This is a genomic window from Streptomyces globisporus, from assembly GCF_003501885.1.
Classification (GTDB): Bacteria; Actinomycetota; Actinomycetes; order Streptomycetales; family Streptomycetaceae; genus Streptomyces; species Streptomyces globisporus_D.
The window spans coordinates 18,746-39,562 of sequence record NZ_QWFA01000078.1 but is presented as its reverse complement, the minus strand read 5'-3'; the positions used below and the strand labels follow the sequence as shown (position 1 = coordinate 39,562).

Annotated in this window: 21 protein-coding genes; 13 read left to right on the top strand and 8 right to left on the bottom strand. The window is 71.5% G+C overall.

From position 1 onward, the window contains the following. Positions 1 to 75: 75 nt before the first annotated feature. Entirely contained in the window at positions 76 to 714 is a 639-nt protein-coding gene (locus D3105_RS16540; RefSeq protein WP_165891027.1) for an LAETG motif-containing sortase-dependent surface protein, read from the bottom strand. 247 nt (positions 715 to 961) lie between these two features. Here D3105_RS16540 and D3105_RS16535 point away from each other — a divergent pair, with 247 nt between their 5' ends. Next, positions 962 to 1,663 (top strand): histidine phosphatase family protein, encoded by a 702-nt coding sequence (locus D3105_RS16535; protein ID WP_118903951.1) that lies wholly within the window; start codon positions 962 to 964, stop codon positions 1,661 to 1,663. Positions 1,664 to 1,666: 3 nt separating this feature from the next. On the opposite strand, the gene D3105_RS16530 is transcribed toward D3105_RS16535, so the two are convergent. The 3 genes from D3105_RS16530 to D3105_RS16520 form a co-directional block, all read right to left on the bottom strand. After that, complete coding sequence (locus D3105_RS16530; RefSeq protein ID WP_118903950.1) at positions 1,667 to 2,155, bottom strand: GNAT family N-acetyltransferase; 489 nt, start codon at positions 2,153 to 2,155, stop codon at positions 1,667 to 1,669. A 39-nt stretch (positions 2,156 to 2,194) separates the two neighbouring features. Then, complete coding sequence (locus D3105_RS16525) at positions 2,195 to 3,229, bottom strand: DUF6397 family protein (protein WP_118903949.1); 1,035 nt, start codon at positions 3,227 to 3,229, stop codon at positions 2,195 to 2,197. Between the two features lie 109 nt (positions 3,230 to 3,338). Next, on the bottom strand, positions 3,339 to 3,752 hold the full coding sequence (locus D3105_RS16520; RefSeq protein WP_118903948.1) for a roadblock/LC7 domain-containing protein: 414 nt from the start codon (positions 3,750 to 3,752) through the stop codon (positions 3,339 to 3,341). A gap of 140 nt (positions 3,753 to 3,892) precedes the next feature. On the opposite strand from D3105_RS16520, the gene D3105_RS16515 reads away from it, so the two are divergent. Continuing rightward, positions 3,893 to 4,321, top strand: coding sequence for a PPOX class F420-dependent oxidoreductase (locus D3105_RS16515; RefSeq protein ID WP_118903947.1), 429 nt, complete (start codon positions 3,893 to 3,895; stop codon positions 4,319 to 4,321). A 23-nt stretch (positions 4,322 to 4,344) separates the two neighbouring features. Here the strand turns inward: D3105_RS16515 and D3105_RS16510 are convergent, their stop codons facing one another. Then, a complete protein-coding gene (locus tag D3105_RS16510; protein WP_206272763.1) occupies positions 4,345 to 5,010 on the bottom strand; it encodes a GTP-binding protein in 666 nt (221 codons plus the stop codon). 224 nt (positions 5,011 to 5,234) lie between these two features. On the opposite strand from D3105_RS16510, the gene D3105_RS16505 reads away from it, so the two are divergent. The 3 genes from D3105_RS16505 (at position 5,235) to D3105_RS16495 (ending at position 6,749) form a co-directional block, all read left to right on the top strand. Further along, complete coding sequence (locus D3105_RS16505) at positions 5,235 to 5,333, top strand: twin-arginine translocase TatA/TatE family subunit (RefSeq protein ID WP_118903961.1); 99 nt, start codon at positions 5,235 to 5,237, stop codon at positions 5,331 to 5,333. Between the two features lie 162 nt (positions 5,334 to 5,495). Beyond that, complete coding sequence (locus D3105_RS16500; protein WP_118903946.1) at positions 5,496 to 6,071, top strand: TerD family protein; 576 nt, start codon at positions 5,496 to 5,498, stop codon at positions 6,069 to 6,071. Between the two features lie 57 nt (positions 6,072 to 6,128). Continuing rightward, complete coding sequence (locus D3105_RS16495; protein WP_118903945.1) at positions 6,129 to 6,749, top strand: class I SAM-dependent methyltransferase; 621 nt, start codon at positions 6,129 to 6,131, stop codon at positions 6,747 to 6,749. A gap of 66 nt (positions 6,750 to 6,815) precedes the next feature. Here D3105_RS16495 and D3105_RS16490 read toward each other — a convergent pair whose 3' ends face one another. Continuing rightward, positions 6,816 to 7,721, bottom strand: a complete 906-nt coding sequence (locus D3105_RS16490; protein WP_118903960.1) for an oxygenase MpaB family protein — start codon at positions 7,719 to 7,721, stop codon at positions 6,816 to 6,818. Between the two features lie 268 nt (positions 7,722 to 7,989). Between D3105_RS16490 and D3105_RS16485 the strand changes: the two genes are divergently transcribed. Beyond that, positions 7,990 to 8,880: a hypothetical protein gene (locus D3105_RS16485; RefSeq protein WP_240646929.1), complete on the top strand. Its 891-nt coding sequence runs from the start codon at positions 7,990 to 7,992 to the stop codon at positions 8,878 to 8,880. Positions 8,881 to 8,907: 27 nt separating this feature from the next. Here D3105_RS16485 and D3105_RS16480 read toward each other — a convergent pair whose 3' ends face one another. Together D3105_RS16480 and D3105_RS16475 are read right to left on the bottom strand one after the other, a co-directional pair. Continuing rightward, a complete protein-coding gene (locus D3105_RS16480; protein WP_010062402.1) occupies positions 8,908 to 9,090 on the bottom strand; it encodes a hypothetical protein in 183 nt (60 codons plus the stop codon). Between the two features lie 81 nt (positions 9,091 to 9,171). Further along, on the bottom strand, positions 9,172 to 10,266 hold the full coding sequence (locus D3105_RS16475) for an acyl-CoA desaturase (RefSeq protein ID WP_118903944.1): 1,095 nt from the start codon (positions 10,264 to 10,266) through the stop codon (positions 9,172 to 9,174). 259 nt (positions 10,267 to 10,525) lie between these two features. On the opposite strand from D3105_RS16475, the gene D3105_RS16470 reads away from it, so the two are divergent. The 7 genes from D3105_RS16470 to D3105_RS16440 all read left to right on the top strand — a co-directional run bounded on the left by D3105_RS16470 (position 10,526) and on the right by D3105_RS16440 (position 20,743). After that, complete coding sequence (locus D3105_RS16470) at positions 10,526 to 13,483, top strand: DEAD/DEAH box helicase (protein ID WP_118903943.1); 2,958 nt, start codon at positions 10,526 to 10,528, stop codon at positions 13,481 to 13,483. After that, positions 13,480 to 14,910 (top strand): SWF or SNF family helicase, encoded by a 1,431-nt coding sequence (locus tag D3105_RS16465; RefSeq protein ID WP_118903942.1) that lies wholly within the window; start codon positions 13,480 to 13,482, stop codon positions 14,908 to 14,910. Before D3105_RS16470 ends, D3105_RS16465 begins: the two co-directional genes overlap by 4 nt. Positions 14,911 to 15,153: 243 nt before the next feature. Then, a complete protein-coding gene (locus tag D3105_RS16460) occupies positions 15,154 to 15,738 on the top strand; it encodes an N-acetylmuramoyl-L-alanine amidase (RefSeq protein WP_118903941.1) in 585 nt (194 codons plus the stop codon). Between the two features lie 106 nt (positions 15,739 to 15,844). Then, on the top strand, positions 15,845 to 17,104 hold the full coding sequence (locus D3105_RS16455; RefSeq protein ID WP_118903940.1) for a GAF domain-containing protein: 1,260 nt from the start codon (positions 15,845 to 15,847) through the stop codon (positions 17,102 to 17,104). 101 nt (positions 17,105 to 17,205) lie between these two features. Then, positions 17,206 to 18,729 (top strand): acetaldehyde dehydrogenase ExaC, encoded by a 1,524-nt coding sequence (exaC, locus tag D3105_RS16450; RefSeq protein ID WP_118903939.1) that lies wholly within the window; start codon positions 17,206 to 17,208, stop codon positions 18,727 to 18,729. A gap of 259 nt (positions 18,730 to 18,988) precedes the next feature. Beyond that, entirely contained in the window at positions 18,989 to 19,315 is a 327-nt protein-coding gene (locus tag D3105_RS16445; protein ID WP_240646928.1) for an alpha-amylase, read from the top strand. Positions 19,316 to 19,414: 99 nt separating this feature from the next. Next, on the top strand, positions 19,415 to 20,743 hold the full coding sequence (locus D3105_RS16440; protein ID WP_118903937.1) for a phytase: 1,329 nt from the start codon (positions 19,415 to 19,417) through the stop codon (positions 20,741 to 20,743). Positions 20,744 to 20,817: the final 74 nt, after the last annotated feature.

Here is a 20,817-nt window from a genome sequence, read left to right as displayed (position 1 = left end):
CTCGTATCACCGGCGGTGATGCGAGACACCCCCGGCCACGGCCCGTAGGACCTCGACCGCGGCTCGCGCGGGGCGTCAGCCCTGGGCGGTGCGCCGCTTGCGGACGGCCCACAGGATGCCGCCACCGGCCAGCAGCACCGCGACGGCGGCGCCACCGATGACCGGCGTCGACGACGACGAACCGGTCTCGGCCAGATCCGGCGAGCTCGGGCTCGGGGCGGGCACGGCGGGCGCGGACTCCGAGGGCTCATCGCTCGGCGTGGCGCTCGGCTCGGGCGTCCCGGTGGACGGCGTCCGAGACGGAGCGGGCTCGCTCGGGGCCGGCTCGCTCGGCGGCGGGGTGGGCTCCTCCTCCTCGCACACCTCCGCCGTCTTCGTCTGGTCGATGGAGTGCTTGCCGTCGCCGTCGGCGTCCTTGACGACCAGTCGGACGGTCACCGGCTTGTCGTGTTCGGGAAGCGCCAGCTTCTTGTGGAACTCACGGCCGAACGTCTCGGTGGGGAGCAGGTCCTCGCCGTCCACGGAGACAGTCACCGTGTTGGGAACGTCGCTCGTGTAGTTCGTGAGGTCGACGGTCACCTCGGAGCAGGTCACGGCCCAGGTGGGGGTGTGAGCGACGGCCGGACCGGCGGAGATGACGCCTCCGGTCAGACCGACGACCGCAGCGGCCACGAGTGCTCCCGCGCCACGCCACGATCTCCTGGGTATGGTCATGGATTCTTCCTCCAGATACTTCTCATCGCCCGAATGGCGGTGGGGCGCACAGTACTGCCATCGCCCCGGCGCGGCGCAGCCGCCCTGTGCGTTGTCCGCCGCATCAACTCCGGGCAATTCCGCGCTACTTCCGGCAAGGCGGGCAGACCTCCGTCAGGCTGTCCTCCGGAGGTGGCCGAATGAGAGGGTGGGATGCGCATCTATTTACCGCCGCACGCGCGCCCGAGCCTGGAGCATGACCCGTTCTATGCGATTGCTGCTGATCCGTCACGGCCAGACACCGTCCAACCTCGGCCATTTCCTGGACACCGCGCGGCCCGGCCCCGGGCTCACCGACCTCGGGCTGCGGCAGGCGGCGGCCCTGCCCCGGGCACTCGCCGGGGAGGACATCGCCGCCTTGTACGCCTCCACGCTGACCCGTACGCAGCTCACGGCCGCACCCCTGGCGGCGGAGCGGGGCATCGAGGTCCGGATTCGTGACGGGATCCGGGAACTGTCCGCGGGTGACCTGGAGATGCGGGCCGACGAGGAAGCGGTCCGGCAGTACCTGACGACCGTCTTCGCCTGGCCCGCCGGGGACGTCGCCCGCCGACTGCCCGGGGGCGAGGACGGGACGGAGGCGCTGGCCCGCTTCGACGCGGTGGTGGCCGAAGCGGCGGAGGCCGAGGAGCACGGGACGGTGGCGCTCGTCAGTCATGGTGCCGCGATCCGCGTGTGGGCAGCCGCCCGCGCCCGGAACGTCACCGTCGAGTTCGCCACCCGGCACAGCCTGGACAACACGGGGGTGGTGGTGGTCGAGGGCTCGCCGGACTCGGGATGGACGGCCCTCTCCTGGGCCGGAACAGTCGTCCCGGCGGTCACCGCGAGCGGTGTGGGGGACGGCGGCCCGGCAGGCCGCACCTTGCCGGGCCCGGAGTTGGGGCCGGCGACAGATCACCCCACCACCTGACCCCTACAGGGCCATGTGCATGATGTGAAGCCCTACATAGCCCTCAGTCGGGTGGTTGAAGCCCTCAGGAAGGGTGCCGATCACGTCGAAGCCGATCGATTGATACAGCTTGACGGCGTGTGTGTTGGTCTCGACCACCGCGTTGAACTGCATGGCTCGATACCCTTCCGCACGGGCCCAGTCGACCGAGTGCTGGCACAGTGCGCGCCCGACACCCCGGCCGGAGTGAGCGGGGTCGACCATGTAGGTGGCGCTGGCGATGTGGGACCCGTTGCCCATGTGGTTGCGGTTCATCTTCGCCGTGCCGAGCACCGTCCCGGCATCGTCGACGGCGACGACCACCCGGCTCGGCGCCGGGACGAACCACCATCCCTCGGCGTCCTCCTCACCGAGGTCGAGCGGATAGGTGAGCGTCTCGCCCGCGGAGACGATCGTGTGGAAGAACGGCCAGATGGCGGGCCAGTCCTCGGAGGTTGCTTCCCTGATCAGCATGCGGACAGGATGGCCCATCCGGGCGACGGGCGCGAAACCTTATCCGGCACCCCGACCACGCCACCCCAGCCTGGTCAGCAGCCCTTTCCCCGTCTTTCGGCCCACCGCGGCGGGACGTGGCGCCCCGGTACGGGCGAGTGGTGGGGCCGGCTCGGCGGCAGGCGCAGGACGCACGGCCCGAGGCCGGGCTCCGGTCCGGGCGGGCGGTGTCGCCCGGGCTTCTCCGTCGTCCCCGGGGCGCGGGGCGGGCCGGTCCTCACGGGCGCTGTCCAGCTCCAGCCTCAGGTTGACCCGCCGCCAGAGGATTTCGTCGGGGTCGTCGGCGAGCATCAACTCCGCCATGGCCTCCCTCGCCGCCATGGACCCCGGGCGTCCGAACACCGGTTCCGGCCGGACCCGTACGAGAAAGGCGCGTTCGTAGGGGTCGTCCACCACTTCCGCCAACTGCACCGGGTCCAGCGCCGTCGCCTGGACCGCCGTTCGCGCCCAGGGGTCCGTCGTACGGTCCAGCAGCCGGTCGATGCGCTGCGAGCGCCAGTTGCGCGCCCGCCAGTCGGCGCCCGACTCCAGCATCGTGCGCATCCCCGGGGGTGTCCGTCCGGCGAGCAGCTCGGGCTCCCGCGCCGCGAACGCGGCAAGCTCGTCCGCGAGGTAGAGCCAGACCACCGCGCGATACCGGTTCAGATAGAACGTGACCGGTGAGACGCAGCCCGCCCGTGCCAGCCGGGTGAACCGTGCCGGTGCGATGTCCAGCAGGGCCGCCCCTTGCGCCGTACCGACGGTGCGGACCCGCTCCACCAGCGCGTCGGGGAAACCCGGCTGTTCCCGCAGGCGCGCGATCTCGTCCTCGTGGACCCGGGGTCGCCCTCCGCCCGGTGCACCGACGACGGCGATCAGCCCCAGGTGCACCGCCAGCTCGAACTCCGCACGCCGGATACCCAGTTCCTGGGACGCCCGCCCGGCCGCGACCGTCGCCGGGGCGACGGACGGAGCGTGCCCGCCCTCGCCCTTCGTCTCCGCGCTCGCGTTCTCGTGGGTCGCGGTGTGCGCTCGAACCACTTCCTTGACTGTCATGACTGTTCTCCCCCGTCGGCTCGAATACTCTCCGTAATCACGGTAGTCCGAGGGAGTCGTCGCCCGTCAGCCCTGTGGATAACTCTTCAGCGGCGACGAAAATTGCAGGTCAGAGGGGGTCGATACCTTCGGGTCCGCCCTGTCGGACGGAGACTCCGAGGTGTTCGCCGACCCGGTTGACGAGCAGGGTCATCTCGTAGGCGACCTGGCCGACGTCGGCTTCGGCCGCGGTCAGGACACACAGGCAGCTGCCGTCGCCCGCAGCCGTCACGAAGAGCAGCGCCTCGTCGAACTCGACCATCGTCTGGCGGGCCCGGCCCGCCCGGAAGTGGCGCCCCGATCCGCGCGCCAGACTTTGCAGGCCGGACGAGACGGCTGCCAGGTGCTCCGCGTCCTCGCGGGCGAGGCCGGTGCTGGCCCCGGTGACCAGTCCGTCGTTCGACAGCACCAACGCGTGCCGTATGTACTGCACCCTGCTGGTGAGATCGTCAAGCAGCCAGTCGAGTCCCCGGTCAAGCGGCATGTGCTCGTCCTCCCCGTACGATCGTTCCCCGTTCCCCGCTACGCGCGTAAGCCTTGCGCAACGGTCCCGTGGGGGCAAGCGCCCCTCATCGCCCGGGGTGCCGCTTCGCGCCATGCGGGGTTCGGGCTCAGGATGGGCCCATGGCACACCACATGACCGATGAAGAATGGCGGGCCTTCCTCGCGGAGGGAACCCGCACGGCGAAGGTTTCGACGGTGAGGGCCGACGGCACTCCGCACATCGCCCCCGTCTGGTTCCTCCTCGACGGCGACTCGGTGGTCTTCAACACCGGCAAGGAGAGTGTGAAGGGGCGCAACCTCGCACGTGACGGGCGGGTCGCCCTGTGCGTCGACGACGACCGGCCCCCGTACGCGTTCGCGGTGGTGCAGGGGCATGCCGAGCTGAGCGAGGACCCCGAGGAACTCCTGGGGTGGGCGACACGGATCGCCGGCCGCTACGTGGGGGCGGACGCCGCCGAGGAGTTCGGCCGGCGCAACGGGGTGCCCGGCGAACTGGTCGTGCGGGTGAGCATCGACAAGGTGGTCGCGATGGCCGACATGGCCGACTGACGGAGAGGCCCGGGCGCGGGCCGTCAGCCGACGGAGGCGAGGAGCCGGGCGGTGTGCATGCGCCCGGCATACTCGACCGTACGGATCAGGACTTCTTTTCCCGAGGCCCGGTCGCGGGCGTCGCACAGCACGACCGGCGTACCTCCGTCGAGGTCGAGCGCCTGCGCGACATCGTGCTCCGTATGGTCGGGAGCGCCGGGGAAACGGTTGACGGCGACGACGAACGGAATCCGCCTGCGCTCGAAGCAGTCGACGGCGGCGAAGCAGTCCTCCAGGTGCCGGGTGTCGGCGAGCACGACGGCGGCGAGGGCGCCTTCGCACAGCTCTTCCCAGAGGAACCAGAAGCGTTCCTGGCCCGGTGTGCCGAACAGATAGAGCGACAGGCCGGAGTGGACGGTGATACGGCCGAAATCCATCGCCACGGTCGTGCTGGTCTTGCGCTCCAACCCTCCCGTGTTGCCCCGGTCCGCGCTCTCGGGCTCACTCCCGCTCAGCGTCTCCTCCGAGTGCAGCGGGCGGATCTCGCTGACCGAGCCGATCAGGGTCGATTTCCCGGCTCCGAATCCACCCGCCACGACGATCTTCAGCGTGAGCGCGATGTCTTCTCCGATCATGGTCCTGCCGACGTTCGCGGGGGCGCGGTGGGCGGCACGGGGGTTCTCGTCTCTGTCGATGGACTCGGAGGGCATGCGTCCCTTCTCTCTTCAGGACTCGCGGCGGGCTTCACGGGTCGCCCCGGGCTTCGGGAATCCGGTAGGGCGGACAGCATGGCAACCGTTCGGCTTCGTTCGAGCAGGTTGATCGCTCTTGATCGATGAGGCTTCGTGTCCGTCGCTCCTTGCCGTATCCCGACCTCATTGCGTCTCTCTTGGAGGTGTCGGAGGCGGGCCGGCGGCGGGCCGGGGGCGAGGAGATGCCGGGGAAGCTGCCGGACACCGCCCGCGTGCTGGGCAAGTCCCTGCGCAACCTCAAGAGCGAGGCCAGGGCGATGAAGGACGAGAGCGCCCCCTGACGATCCGGGAACCGGGAGCCTCACGCCGAGCGTTTGTAACGGCGAGCGGCCAACAAAAGTGACAAGTGACAGCAGAACGGCTCCGGTCACCGGACTCGGATGCGGTGAAGCCGCGGATTTCCGGATCACCGGTGCGGACCGACCGAAGACTGGAGGAAGTTCATGGGTGTGACCCTCGCCAAGGGTGGCAATGTCTCCCTGTCGAAGGAGGCCCCCGGCCTCACCGCCGTGACGGTCGGACTCGGCTGGGACGTACGGACCACGACCGGGGCCGATCACGACCTGGATGCCAGTGCGCTGCTGTGCTCCGCGGCGGGCAAGGTCCTCTCCGACAGCCACTTCGTCTTCTACAACAACCTCCACAGCCCCGACGGTTCCGTCCGCCACACCGGTGACAACCTGACGGGTGAGGGTGAGGGCGACGACGAGTCGGTCGAGGTCGATCTGTCGTCGGTGCCCGCCGAGGTCGCGAAGATCGTGTTCCCCGTCTCGATCCATGACGCCCAGAGCCGTGGCCAGAGCTTCGGCCAGGTCCGCAACGCGTTCATCCGCGTGGTGAACCGGGCGAACGGCGTCGAGCTCGCCCGTTACGACCTGAGCGAGGACGCCTCCACCGAGACGGCGATGGTCTTCGGCGAGCTGTACCGGCACGGCGCCGAGTGGAAGTTCCGGGCCGTCGGCCAGGGGTACGCATCCGGCCTGGCCGGTATCGCCTCGGACTACGGGGTCAACGTCTGACGGGGCGGGTCGGGTGCGGCGCCCGCACGCCCCCGCCGGTTGCGCGAGCATGTCCTCATGACCGACGACCACACCCACACCCATGTCCTGGACTTCTTCACCCCTCGTGCGGCCGACTGGGACAGCCGGTTCCCCGACGACGGCCCCGCCTACACGGCGGCGGCCGGCCTGCTCGGGCTGCGCCCCGGCGATGCCGTGCTCGACGCGGGCTGCGGGACGGGGCGTGCGCTGCCCGCGCTGCGAGCGGTGGTCGGGCCCGAGGGCACGGTGCTGGGCGCCGACCTGACCCCGGCCATGCTGGAGGCGGCGGCGCGGGCGGGGCGTGGAGCCGACGGGACGCTCCTGCGTGCCGACGTCGCGCGGCTGCCCCTGCGCGACGACGCCCTGGACGCGGTGTTCGGAGCCGGGCTGATCTCGCATCTGGCCCGGCCCGAGGCCGATATGGCGGAGCTCGCGCGCGTGGTCCGGCCGGGCGGGGTCCTCGCCCTGTTCCACCCGATCGGCCGGGCTGCCCTCGCCGCGCGCCAGGGGCGCACCATCACCGACGACGACCTGCGGGCCGAGCCGAGGCTGCGTGAGCTACTGGCCGGGGCGGGGTGGCGGCTGGAGTCCTACACGGACGAGGACGACCGCTTCCTCGCGCTCGCCGTCAAGCAGGGCGCCGTCGAGCAGGGCTGAGGCCGACGGCTCCGAGCCCTGCCGTGCTCGCCCCGGCTCGACGGCCGACCGGCCGGGCGGTCCTCATCACTCGGCCGGCGTCTGCGCCGTACGGTGACCGGGGACCGGGCAGCCGCGGACCCCCGGTGTGGGGTACGTGCCGAGCCCCGCGATCTCGTACCCGTCCGGATATCCCTTGATCTCGGGATTCTGCCGGGCGTAGTGGGGCTTTCGCCGGGGCGGCAGCAGCCGGACGGCGCGGGCCCGCGTCCGCAGCGCGCCGCGGGTCAGTCCACGAGCCACCGGCCCCGGGCGGCGGTAGCGGAAGGCCTTGAGCAACGAGTCGTCCAGAAGAGCGAGGCTGGCGCCGCGCACCACCGGGGCGAGGGGCGCCGGATACCAGGAAGCCATCAGCGCCAACGTGGCGTCGGAGACCCGTCGGGCTCCTTCGTCCCAGCCGAAATGCTTGTCCTCGTAGGCGTCGAGGGTGCGCTCGAAGTCCTCGTAAGTCTCCGGAACGTCCTTGATGCCCATCCGCGCACCGAGCGTGCGGTAGTAGGCGGCGAAGGCGGCCAACTCGTGGCAGCAGAGGCGTCGCCAGCCGAAATCGTCCAGCCAGCGCTTCGGTGTGACAACGAAGGTGCACAGGACGTAGCGCATGTCGTCGTTGCTGATGTCGTAGCTGCGGTGCATCTGGTTGATCCGGCGAACGGCCGTGCGGCCTTCGTCGGTGTCGAAACCGTGCTCCACCACCGTGTCGAGCAGCAGGGCGGTGTCGTCGTAGCGCTTCTGGGAGCGCTCGGTCAACTCCGCCGTCTCGGCGAGGAGTCGGCCGATGCTGGGCACCGCATAGGTGCGGTAGAGGGCCAGTTCAAGGGCGCGGGTGACGTCCCAGGGGAACTCGTAGGCGACGGTGAGGCGGTAGATCTGCAGGAAGTCCCGCTCGGGGTCCAGTCGCTGAATCTCTTTCAGCCGGTCGTACCGCGTCACCATGCTGTCCCCCTCGTTCGGCCGGAAGTCCAACCTTACGCGGAGGCCTCCCGCACACCCCCGCTCTTGGGCTCTCCGCACCCGAACGGGGCGGGTCCGCTCCCCTTCGCTCTTGCTCGTCAAACCCTCGACGAGGAGGTTACCGAGTAGTTAGGGTGCGCCGACGGGCAGGAAACGACGGGCCCCAGGACGGACAGGCCCGGCGACGAAGACCCGAGAAGCGCGGGAACCGGCGATGGGCGGGCAGGCGATGAGCGATGGGGAGGGCACCATGGCCGGTGCGGATGATGCGGTCACCGACGACGCGCTGCTGGTGCTGACCGCGATGCTGCTGACGCCCTCGCGGTTCCCCGGTGTGCTGGGGGACGACTACGTCGCCGCGTGCGGCGCGCTCGCGCTCGAACCGTACGAGGAGGGCTACGGGCTCATCCTCGGGCAGGACGGTGAGGGGGCGCGGTGGACGGTGGTCGTCGAGGACGCCTCCCAGGTGGCCGTGGCCATCGCCGCCTGGGACTGCGGCATGGAGCACGACCTCTCCCCCGACGAGCGCTCCATGGTGTGCGCCCTGCCCGGCTGGCCGATGGACCTGGCCGTCTCCGCACCCGGTGTGCCGGACCCGCACGATCCGGATACGGACGGGGAGGGGCCGGCGCCGCTCACCCCGCCCGACGCGGAGGCCTGGGGCCCGGCGCAGCGACGGCTCGGCGCCGACGAGATCGCCGCGCAGTGGTCGGCATGGCGCGAGCAGATCGACGACACGCAGTTCCCGCTGCCCGGCACCGCCGGCGAGAAGGCCGACGACGCCCGGGGGGAGGTGGGAAGCGACGCCGAGGCGGATGCTGCGGGGAGGGACACCGGAGAGGATGAAGAGCACGACCTCACTGGGTCGCCCCGGCATCCCGGTGTCCGCAGGGCTCTCTCGGAGGCGACCGCCTATACGAAGACTCCGCCGCCTCCCGGGCGGATCCGTTCCTCGTACGCCACGGCCGACGCGCGTACGCTGCGCGTCGACGGCCCGGGGTGGTCGATGGTGGCTCGGACCGACGACATCGCGCTGTTCCTGCTGGACGAGGAGCCCGGCACGGTCATTCCCGTCGGCCGCGGGGCCTCACTGCCCGGCCTGCTCGCGGCCCTGGACGGGCTGGCCGCCCAGGGCGTGTGACGTCCCGGCCCCCGGTGATGTCCTGGCTCAGCGGCCGATTTCCTTGCGGTTGATCCTGCGGAGCCTGCGCCGCTGGGACGGGTCCAGCAGCAGATAGCCCGCCACGGGGACACCGATCACGACCAGCAGCGCCCACCAGAATCCGATCAGGGGCCACAGGATGGCTGCCGCGAGGACACCCCCGATAGCGACCTTCGCACCATTCGACATGGTCCACGCCTCCTTCGCGGCCTGCGCCGCTCCTGTTGTGAGAACGCCTCTGTGCTCCCTTACGTTCCCCGGTGCCCCGCGCTATCGCAGCGGCTCACCGACGTCGTGCATGTACGCCAGCGCCTGGCGGTAGGACTCGATCAGTCCGGTCTCCGTGTACGGCATGCCGATGCCGGCGCAGTGCGCCCTGACCAAGGGCTGGGCGAGCCGCAGGTGAGGGCGGGGCATGCTCGGGAAGAGGTGGTGCTCTATCTGGTAGTTCAGCCCACCGAGGAACCAGTCGGTCAAAACGCCGCCCCGTACGTTGCGCGAGGTCAGGACCTGCCGCTGGAGGTGGCCCCAGCGCTCGCCGTCGGGGTCGGGCATCTCCATCCCCTTGTGGTTGGGGGCGAAGGCCAGGCCCAGGTGGAGGCCGAACAGCGCGTGCAGCACCAGGGCGAAGACGATGGCCTTGCCCGGGGACAACGTGCTGAACAGCAGCGCCGCCCAGAGGGCGAAGTGCGCGGTGAGCAGCAGCGCCGAGACGACCCGCTCCCGGAGGGGCTGCCGGCGCAGGAACTGGAATCCGTAGATCTTCAGCGCGATACCTTCGAGCAGCAGCATCGGGAAGAACAGCCGGGCCTGGTTCCTGGTCAGCCAACGGGCGAAGCCCTCCCGCTGCTCCGCCTGCTTCTGGGTCCAGACCAGGGCGCCGACGCCGACATCGGGGTCCTTGTCGATGTGGTTGGGGTTGGCGTGGTGGCGTACGTGCTTGTCGTTCCACCACGCCTCGTTCATGCCGAGGAGCAGGTTGGCGTGGACGAGAGCGATCAGCCTGCTCGTCCCGCGGTCCGCGGATATCTGCGCATGCCCCGCGTCATGGGCGACGAAGGCCGTACGGGTCCACAGGACCGCCAACGGCAGGGCGAGGAGCAGGCTCCACCAGGTGTCGCCCACCAGGACGAAGCCGGTGATCAGCGCGCCCAGGGCCGCGAGGTTGGCGGCGATGCCGAGCACATATCGGTCCGTGCGGCGCTCCAGCAGACCCTGGTCCCTCGCGGCGCGCAGCAGCGGCGCGAAGTCGCTCCCGGCCGCCGCGCCGCGGTCATCGGCCGGGCGGCCAGGGCCGCTTTCGTCGGTGGGTTCCGCACCAGTGGCTTCGGCGGGATCCGCAACAGTGGCTGTCGCCTGGGGCATGACGTCTCCGGTCTCTGGAACCTCTAAGGCGCTGACCTCATCGAACGTACGGGCCGAGGGCCGTGGGGAGCCATGGCGCCACCACCCTGATCCCCCTGGGGCAGACCCCCGCATTCGATGGTGGGGCTGGCTGCACCATCAAGCCCCGCCACCGGAAAGCGTGACGCACACCACACGACCATGCGGCCCACCGCCGGGCGAAGTGGAGTACCCTCGGCGACTCCGCCCACTAGTCAAGTTTGAGGAATCAGCCATTCCCGTGCACAGGCACCCTGCGGCAAAGCCCTCCGAGATCGCCGAACTGTCCCGCTGCTCCGCGGTCTTCGTCCCGGCGGATCCGGCCCGTAACAGCATGATCGCGTTCTGGGGTCCGGACGGTAGCACCCCCTGCGACACTCCCGGGACCGTGTCGGAGCTGACCGTGGTCGACGCCGACCTGCGGCCCCGTACGGTTTCGGCGCTGTTCCTCCCCGTGCGGGACGCCCTTCCGGTGCTGACCCGGGCACGCGCCGCCGCGCAGGCCTCCCCCGCCACCGCCTTCTGGGGCGCCGGGGCGCTCCTCGCCCTCCAGTTCGTCGCCCGAGGCCTGCTGCTGCCGGGGCTGAGCCCCGCCGACCACGACGCCTGGCGGATCGGACCGTTGGGCACCGAGGACCTCGAACGGGTCCGGGGGCTTGCGGCGTCGATGCCGCCGACCGCGCACGCGACCCCGGTTCCGGACGCGACGGCGGACGACAGCGACGGAGCCGACGGTGAACCGTTGCTGCCGGAACCGGAGCCCCTGCTGCGCACGTTCCTCGACGCCGTGGCCGACACGATGCCCCGGACCCCGGCCGCGGGGTTCGCCGCCGCCGGCCCCGCGTTCACCGCGCAGCAGCCCCAGCACCTGCCCGAGGGGCGGGCCTGGGCGACCGATGTGGCGGCCGGTCACGACGCGGGCGTACGGCTCTCGTTGCGCATCGAGGTGTCGGGCCTCGCGTCGCGGCAAAGCGGCGCGGGCGCGGACCAGGGCGCGGAGGGATCCGGTACGGATGGGGGCGCGCCGTCGTTCCGGGCCGTGCTGCAGATCCACAGCGTCAGCGATCCCTCCCTGGTCGCCGATGCGGCAGAGCTGTGGGCGGGCGGCTCGCGGCCCGCTGCCGCGTTCGGGCCGCGGGCCCGGATGGACGCTCTTGTCACTCTGCGGCGGGCCGCCCGCGCCTGGCCCCCGCTGGCGCCGTTGCTCTCCGCCGCGGTGCCGGACTCGGTGGAACCGGCCGACGAGGAGATCGCCGAGCTGCTGGGGTCCGCCTCGCGCGCCCTGGCCGCCGCCGGTGTGCAGGTGCACTGGCCCAAGGAGCTGGCCAGGAAGCTCACCGCGCGCGCCGTGATCGGCCCGGACGACCGCGACGCGACGGATCCGGAGGGCGACGGGCAGGGGGCCGGGCCACGGGGGCGTACGGCCGCGGACGCGCCCTCGTTCCTCTCCGCCGACGCGCTGCTGTCGTTCGACTGGCGGTTCGCCCTGGGCGACCAGAAGCTGACCCGCGAGGAGGTGGACCGGCTCGCCGAGTCGTCCAGGCCCATCGTGCGGCTGCGTGACCAGTGGGTGCTCATCGACCCCGAGGAAGCGCGCCGGGCGCGGGAGACCCAGGACCGCAAGGTCACTCCGATCGACGCGCTGGGCGCGGTGCTGACCGGTTCGACGGAGATGGACGGCCGACGGGTCGAGGTGGCGGCGACCGGCTGGCTCCAGCAGTTGCGGGACCGTCTGGCCGATCCGGAAGCCGCCGCTCAGCAGTCGGTCGGGCAGCCCGAGGCGCTCACCGCGACCTTGCGCGACTACCAGTTGCGCGGGCTGAACTGGCTGAACACCATGACCTCGCTCGGCCTCGGCGGCTGTCTCGCCGACGACATGGGCCTCGGCAAGACGATCACGCTCATCGCCCTGCATCTGCACCGGCAGGCCGATCGCGACGCGGCCGGGCCGACGCTGGTGGTGTGTCCGACGTCGCTGATGGGCAACTGGCAGCGGGAGATCGAGAAGTTCGCCCCGGGCACCCCCGTCCGCCGTTTCCACGGGGCGTCGCGCTCCCTGGAGGCTCTGGTGGACGGCGAGTTCGTGCTGACGACGTACGGCACGATGCGCCTCGACGCGTCCCGGCTCGCCGCCGTGTCCTGGGGCATGGTCGTCATCGACGAGGCCCAGCACGTCAAGAACCCGCACTCGGCGACGGCCAAGCAGCTGCGGACGATCGGCGCCCGGGCCCGGGTCGCGCTCACCGGTACCCCCGTGGAGAACAACCTCTCCGAGCTGTGGGCGATCCTGGACTGGACGACGCCCGGTCTGCTCGGCCGGCTCGGCACCTTCCGTACGCGGTACGCCGCCGCGGTCGAGGGCGGCAACGATCCGGCCGCCGCCGAGCGACTCGCCGCGCTGGTGCGGCCGTTCCTGCTGCGCCGCCGGAAGTCCGACCCGGGCATCGCGCCCGAGCTGCCGCCGAAGACCGAGACCGACCGGGCCGTGTCGCTGACGCCGGAACAGACCGGTCTGTACGAGGCGGTGGTCCGCGAGACGCTGGCGGAGATCTCCGCCGCCGACGGCTTCGAGCGGCGGGGGCTCGTGATGAAGCTGCTGACGTCGCTCAAGCAGATCTGCAATCACCCGGCGCAGTTCCTCAAGGAGGAGCAGCCGCGGATCGCGGACCGGTCGGGGAAGGTCGAGCTTCTGGACGAACTCCTGGACACCATCCTGGCCGAGCGGGGCTCGGTGCTGGTCTTCACGCAGTACGTCCAGATGGCCCGGCTGCTGGAGGAGCACCTGGCCGCGCGCGGGGTGGACACGCAGTTCCTGCACGGTGGTACGCCGGTGGCCCGGCGCGAGGAGATGGTGGCCCGCTTCCAGACGGGCGAGGCGCCGGTGTTCCTGCTGTCCCTCAAGGCCGCGGGGACCGGGCTCAACCTCACCCGTGCCGGCCATGTCGTCCACTTCGACCGCTGGTGGAACCCGGCGGTCGAGGCGCAGGCGACGGACCGGGCGTACCGGATCGGCCAGACGCAGCCGGTGCAGGTCCACCGGCTGATCGCCGAGGGCACGATCGAGGACCGGATCGCCGACATGCTCGCCCGCAAGCAGGGCCTCGCTGACGCGGTGCTCGGCTCGGGCGAGGCGGCACTGACCGAACTGACCGATGCGGAACTGGCCGACCTGGTCGAGCTGCGAGGGGGCACACGATGAGCGACGACTACGGATACGGCTACGAGGACGAATCCCCGTACGGGACGGAGTACGGGGCGGACGCCTCGGACGGGGACGACGGGGCCGGTGCGTCGCGGGACGGCGGGCGCGGCCCGGAGCGTACGTTCGCGGCGCTTCCCCCCGCGCACGGCCGGGGTTTCGCCACGTCCTGGTGGGGCCGGGCCTGGCTCCAGGCCCTGGAGGACACGGCGCTGGACGGGCAGCAGCTGAAGCAGGGCCGCCAACTGGCCCGGAAGGGCGGGGTCGGGGCGGTCTCCGTACGGCCGGGGCGGATCACGGCGGTGGTGCGGGACCACGACGGCACGGCCTACCGCAGCGACGTCCTGCTCCAGCAGCTCGGCGCGGGCGCCTGGGACCGGTTCCTGGACATGGCCGTGGACCGGGCCGGGCACATCGCGGCGCTGCTGGACCGGGAGATGCCGCCGCATCTGGTGGAGGACGCGGCGGGCGCCGGGGTCGAGCTGCTGCCGGGCATCGGGGACCTGGAGCCGGAGTGCACCTGCGGGGCCTGGGACCACTGCCCGCATTCGGGCGCCCTCTGCTACCAGGTGGCGCGGCTGCTGGACGAGGACCCGTTCGTCCTGCTCCTGATGCGGGGGCGCGAGGAGCGGCGGCTGCTGGACGAGCTCCAGGTGCGCAGTGCCGCCCGTGCCGTCCGGCTGGGGGACGGCGGGGAAGGCGGGGCCGCCGCCGATGCGGAGCGGGAGGTTCGCGGAGTGCCCGCCGGGGAAGCGTTCGCGGCGGCCGGAATACTTCCGCCGCTCCCCGCTCCCCCGTCGGCCCCCGACGCGCCGGGCCTCGGGCCGTCGCTGGACACGGAGACACCGCCCGCGCCCGGCATCGACCCGGCGGCGCTGGAGGTGCTGGCGGCCGACAGTGCGGTGCGGGCCCACCGGATGCTGCTGGACGCCCTGGCCCCGGCCCACGAGGAGCAGCCGCTCCCGGTGGAGCTGACGCCGCAGCAGGACGCGGTACGGCTGGCCGCGGACGCCCGGCCGGATGCGCGGATCGGGGCACGGCTCGCCGCTGGGTCGGGCCGCCCGCCCGCGGACCTGGACGCGGCGGTACGCGCCTGGCGATACGGCGGGGTCGCGGCACTGGCGGTGCTCGACGAGGAGTGGGCGCCGGACCCGGAGGATCTGGGGCGGGCCCGCGCCCGGCTCGGCGAGGCGTGGGAGGCCGGTGAGCGCCCGGCCCTGCGGGCGAGCGGGCGGGCCCGCTGGACCGTGGCGGGCGCCGACCTCCAGCTCCGGCTCGACCGGGACGGGCGGTGGTGGCCCTACCGCAAGGAGCGCGGACGGTGGGTGCCCGGATCGTCGCCCGCCGGTCCGGCGGACGACGATCCGGCGGGGGCGCTGGCGGGTGCCGAGGACGGAGCGGCGGACGGGATGGGCGTGGCGGTCTGACCGGGCCAACGCTCAGGGGCCTGGATCGCTGAGCCCTCGGGGCCCGTTGTGGCGGTCCTGAGGGCTCAGCCGCGTGCACGGAGCCGTACACGCGGGGGCCACCCACGCGCCCAGGAAGCGGCTTCGGGGAACCGCACATCCGATGCGCTCGTCATCTGCTGCGGCAGGGGTGACCGACGAACCGGGGCCCCGGGCCGGCCCATCCCCGGGGCCCGGCAGGTCCACCCAGTCCCAGGAGCGCTGTTGCACCGCAGAAGGTTCATCCAGTACGCCGCCGCGACGATGGGTGCGGCGGCCGTCCTGCCGTCGTCGGTCCGGGCCGTGGCCGCGCCCAAGGGCCCCACCGACTACGCGACGGCCCTCCGGCTTCCGGCCGCCCCCGCCAACTACACCGTCCCCTCCCGCCCTTCCGAGCGCCGGATCGACCGTGTCGTCATCCATGTCGCCCAGCAGTTGTTCACGCCGACCGCCGGAATCTTCCGTACCCCCTCCAAGCAGGTGTCGGCCCACTACGTGGTTCGGTCCGGCGACGGCCATGTCGCCCAGTGCGTACGGGAGAAGGACATCGCCTGGCACGCGGGCAACTGGATCTGGAACACCCGGAGCATCGGTATCGAGCACGAAGGATGGGTGGACCGCCCGGAGTTCTTCACGGACGTCATGTATCTGCGGTCCGCCGGGCTCACCGCCGACATCTGCGACCGTCACGGCATCCCCAAGGACCGGGAGCACATCGTCGGCCACCACGAGGTGCCGGGCAGCGACCACACCGACCCGGGCGTCCACTGGGACTGGGAGCGCTACCTCCGGCTCGTCCGCGACGCCTGACCCCTCCCCCCGCCACCCGTGGTGATGACTCTCCGCACCGAGGTTGTCGCGGAGGCCGACGGCGCCGACGATGGGAGAGCACGACGGCCCTGGACGGGAGGGTGAGTTGACGGATCCCTGGGTGGCCCTGGCGGCGGACGCAGATCCCGGCGAACGGAGCGGCGCGCTGCGCCGCGCCCATGATGTGTTCACCTCGGCGGGGCGGCTGGAGCGTCCGGTGCGCGCGGTGGTCGGCGCGTCCTGGCGGCGCTCGGTGCGGGCGCGGGTCAGCCCGGACGAGGCACCCGTCGTCGAGCTCGGCCCGGACGAGCTGGGTCCCTACCGGGCGGCGCACCCCCTGGCCCGGGCGATGCCCGTGATCCGTGAACTGATGGGCGCGTACGCCACGGACGGGGAACATCTCCTGGCCGTCTGCGACGCCCACGGCCGCCTCCTCTGGGTGGAGGGGCACACGGCGGCGCGGCGGGCGGCCGGCCTGATGAACTTCGTGGAGGGCGCGCGCTGGGCCGAGTCCGTGGCAGGGACGAACGCGCCGGGGACGGCCATCGCGGTGGACCGTCCGGTCCAGGTCTTCGCGGCCGAGCACTTCCTGCGGCCGGTCCAGCAATGGACCTGCGCGGCGGCACCCTTGCACGATCCGCGTACGGGCCGGGTGCTGGGAGCGGTGGACATCACGGGCGGGAACCGGCTCGCCCATCCGCACAGTCTGGCCTTCGTCCAGGCGGTGGCCCGGGCCGCCGAGTCGCACCTCGCGCTGCTGACACCGCCGCCCGGGCCCGACGTCGATGCGGTGCGGCTGAGTGCGCTGGGCCGGGGCGAGGCGCTGTTGGTGGCGCGCGGGCGGCGGCTGCGGCTCAGCCGGCGGCACAGCGAGATCCTGGTCGCCCTGGCGCGTCGGCCGGAGGGTCTGAGCGGGGACGAGCTGCTGGTCGAGCTGTACGAGGACGAGTCGGTGACCCCGGTGACACTGCGGGCGGAGCTCTCCCGGCTCCGGCGGCTGCTGGGTTCCGATCTGCTGGACTCACGCCCGTACCGGCTGGCCGTCCCGGTGGACGCCGATTTCGACACGGTGACGCGCCGACTGGGTTCGGGCGCGGTGGCGGCGGCGCTGGACGCGTACGCGGGACCGCTGCTGCCCGGTTCCGGGGCCCCCGCGGTCGTCCGCCTGCGGCGGCGGATCGAGGAGCAGTTGCGGGCCGCGCTGATCGCCCGGGGTGATCCGGGGTTGCTCGCCGACTGGGCGTACAGCCCGTGGGGCGAGGAGGACCTGCCGGTGTGGCGCGCACTGGCCGGGGCGGTCCCGGCGGACCAGCGGCCGGCGTTGCAGGCCAGGGTCCGGGGGCTGGACGCCGAGCAGCGCGGCTGACAGCCACCCGGCGTTGCAACGCGCTTGCAACGTCCCCGTCCCTAGCCTCGCGCCGAGGGCCGTCCAACGGCGGGCGGCACCGGATCCGGGAGGCCACAGAGATGACCCGTTACGCTGCGCCGGGCGCCGAGGGCGCGATCGTCACATACGCGTCCCGCTACGACCACTGGATCGGCGGGGAGTACGTGCCGCCGGCCCGGGGTCGGTACTTCGAGAACCCGAGCCCCGTCAACGGCCGCCCGTTCACCGAGATCGCGCGCGGCACGTCCGAGGACGTCGAACGGGCCCTGGACGCGGCCCACGCGGCGGCTCCGGGCTGGGGCGCCACGTCCGCCGGGGACCGGGCGTCGGTGCTGAACAGGATCGCCGACCGGATGGAGGCCCATCTGGAGGAGCTGGCGGTCGCCGAGAGCTGGGAGAACGGCAAACCCGTGCGGGAGACCCTGGCGGCCGACATCCCGCTCGCCATCGACCACTTCCGCTATTTCGCGGGAGCGCTGCGCGCCCAGGAGGGTTCGCTCAGCGAGATCGACGACGACACCGTCGCGTACCACTTCCACGAACCGCTGGGCGTGGTCGGGCAGATCATCCCGTGGAACTTCCCCATCCTGATGGCCACCTGGAAGCTCGCGCCGGCACTCGCCGCGGGCAATGCGGTGGTCCTCAAGCCGGCCGAGCAGACGCCCGCCTCGATCCACTACTGGCTGAGCCTGGTGGCGGATCTGCTGCCGCCGGGCGTCGTCAACATCGTCAACGGCTTCGGAGCGGAAGCCGGCAAGCCGCTCGCCTCCAGCCCGCGCGTCGCGAAGATCGCCTTCACGGGTGAGACCACGACGGGGCGGCTGATCATGCAGTACGCCTCCGAGAACATCAAGCCGGTGACGTTGGAGCTGGGCGGCAAGTCGCCGAACATCTTCTTCGACGACGTCTCGCGCGCCGACGACGACTTCCTCGACAAAGCCCTCGAAGGGTTCACGATGTTCGCCCTCAACCAGGGCGAGGTGTGTACGTGCCCGTCACGCGCGCTCATCCAGCGCGGCCACTACCGCGCGTTCCTGGAGGCGGCCGTCGCCCGCACGGAACAGATCGTGCCGGGCCACCCGCTGGACACCGAAACGATGATCGGCGCCCAGGCCTCCAACGACCAGCTGCAGAAGATCCTTTCGTACCTGGACATCGGCCAGCAGGAGGGGGCGAAGATCCTGACGGGCGGTCAGCGCGTCGAGCACGGCGGTGAGCTGGGGGGTGGCTACTACGTCCAGCCGACGGTCTTCGAGGGCGACAACCGGATGCGGGTCTTCCAGGAGGAGATCTTCGGCCCGGTGGTGGCCGTGACGTCCTTCACCGACTTCGACGACGCCATCAGCACGGCGAACGACACCCTGTACGGGCTGGGCGCCGGAGTCTGGACCCGCGACGTCAACACGGCCTACCGGGCGGGGCGCGGGATCAAAGCGGGCAGGGTCTGGACGAACTGCTACCACGCGTACCCGGCGCACGCTGCGTTCGGAGGCTACAAGCAGTCGGGCATCGGCAGGGAGAACCACAAGATGATGCTGGAGCACTACCAGCAGACGAAGAACATGCTCATCTCATACAGCCCCAAGAAGCTGGGGTTCTTCTAAGGCATCCATTCCGCCGCCCGGGCGGCTGTCGAACTACGGGCCCCGTCCGCGAGCGGACGGTGTCCACGGCCGATGCCGTCGACGCCGTCCACGGAGGCCCATCATCCAGACTTCACCACTACGGACGAGAGACGCCTGCAAGGACTTTCAAAGCAAAAAATACCTGCTGAAGCGCATTTCATCAGGTCATTAACCCCGAGTGGCTGAAAAGCTTTGCAGCAACTTGCAGTCCTGGCTTCATGCCTCGAAGATTCAGGGCATGACAAGCCGACCGAGACGCATGCCGCGTCCTACCGCTCTCGCCTCCGCCACCGCGGCGGGCCTCCTGCTGGCTCTGGCCGCCGCCCCGTCCGCGGCGGCCTCCGATGCCCCGGCTCCGGAGTGCGTGGTGTACCACCAGGGCTGGCGATACACCGACGTCGTGAACGGCTGCGCCATCGGCGTCGCCGTCACGGTCGAGTACACGAACGGTCAACAAGCCCCGTGCCGAATCCTCGGGCCCGGCGAACGGGCAACCTTCGCCGGGTACGGGACGAACGGCAACTACGTCACGGCGCTGCGAGTATGCGCCCCTCCTCCAGCGTGAACGGCACCTGAAGACACCAGCTGTTCATGTCCGCGTTCCGGTGCCTCCAGACGTCACTCGTACCGTCTCGACGGTCCGACACGTCTACTGAGGAGCATCGTGAGCGCTTCCGCTCTGATGGCTCTGGTCACCACCTTCATCGTGGTGACCGGAGCCCCCGCGCACAGCCAGGTCCCGGTACCCGTCATCGCCGACGTGGAGACGCCCGCTGTCTTCGGCGACGAGGCCGGCGACAACGCAGACGCGGACGACCCCGCGGTATGGGTCGACCCCCAGGACTCCGGTCGCAGCATCGTCATCGGCACCCTCAAGGAGGCCGGGCTCGACGTCTACGGACTCAACGGCAAGCGGCTGCAGCATCTCGCAGCGCCCGAGGCGCCCCGCGAGGGCGCGTCCGCCGGCCGGTTCAACAACGTGGACGTGATCTACGGCTTCGAACTCGGCGGGAAGAAGACCGACCTGGCCCTCGTGAGCGACCGGGGCCGCGATCGAATCCGCGCGTTCGCGATCGACCCCGCCGCTGTCGCCGCGGGCAGACCGCCACTGAAGGACGTCACCGCGCCGAACGTCACTCCGGTCTTCGCGTCCAGCGAGTCCGAGGTGGACGAGCAGCGCACGTCCTACGGTCTGGCGGCGTTCAGCGATGACGACGACGCCTACGTCGTCGTCTCGCAGCGCAACGAATCCCGCCTGCGTCTCCTGGAGTTGAAGGACCGGGGCGGCAAGGTCGGCTATCAGAGGGAGGACACTCTCAGACTGCCTGGCACCTTCGGGCTGCCCAACGGCGCGTCCTGGACGCCGTGCGCCGACCCCGGCGAGTTCCCGCAGGTCGAGGGCATGGCTGTGGATACGGAGGAGGGCGTGCTCTACGCGGCCCAGGAGGCCGTGGGCCTGTGGCGCATCGAGCTCGACGACGAGGAGTTCGAGTCCCCCCGATTGATCGACCGTGTGCGTGAGTACGGCACTCCGTGGACGTACGACGAGAACGCGGACGAGGAATGCGTCCTCGACACCGACAACGACCCCGGCTTCGGGGGCGAGCACCTCAGCGCCGATGCCGAAGGCGTCACGATCTATCACGCGGAGGACGGCACGGGCTACGTCCTCGCCTCCAGCCAGGGCGACAACACCTTCGCGGTGTACGCACGGGAGGGCGACAACGCCCACCTCGGCAACTTCGCCATCAAGGACGGCCCTGCCATCGACGGGGTACAGCACTCCGACGGCTCGACCGTGGTCAACGTCCCGCTGGGCGATGCCTTCCCGAAGGGCCTGCTGATCACCCACGACGGTGAGGCCACCCCGGCGGACCCGGACCGCGGGGACAGTACCAACTTCAAGTTCACGCGCTGGGACGCCGTGGCGGGTGCGTTCCCCCGGCCTCTGGTCGTCGACACCGATTCGTTCGACCCGCGCAGGGCCGACTGAGCCGACCGACGCCGTGGAGGCCCGGACGCCGGAGCCTGGGCCTTCGCGGGCGGTCGTGCCACCCGCGAAGACCC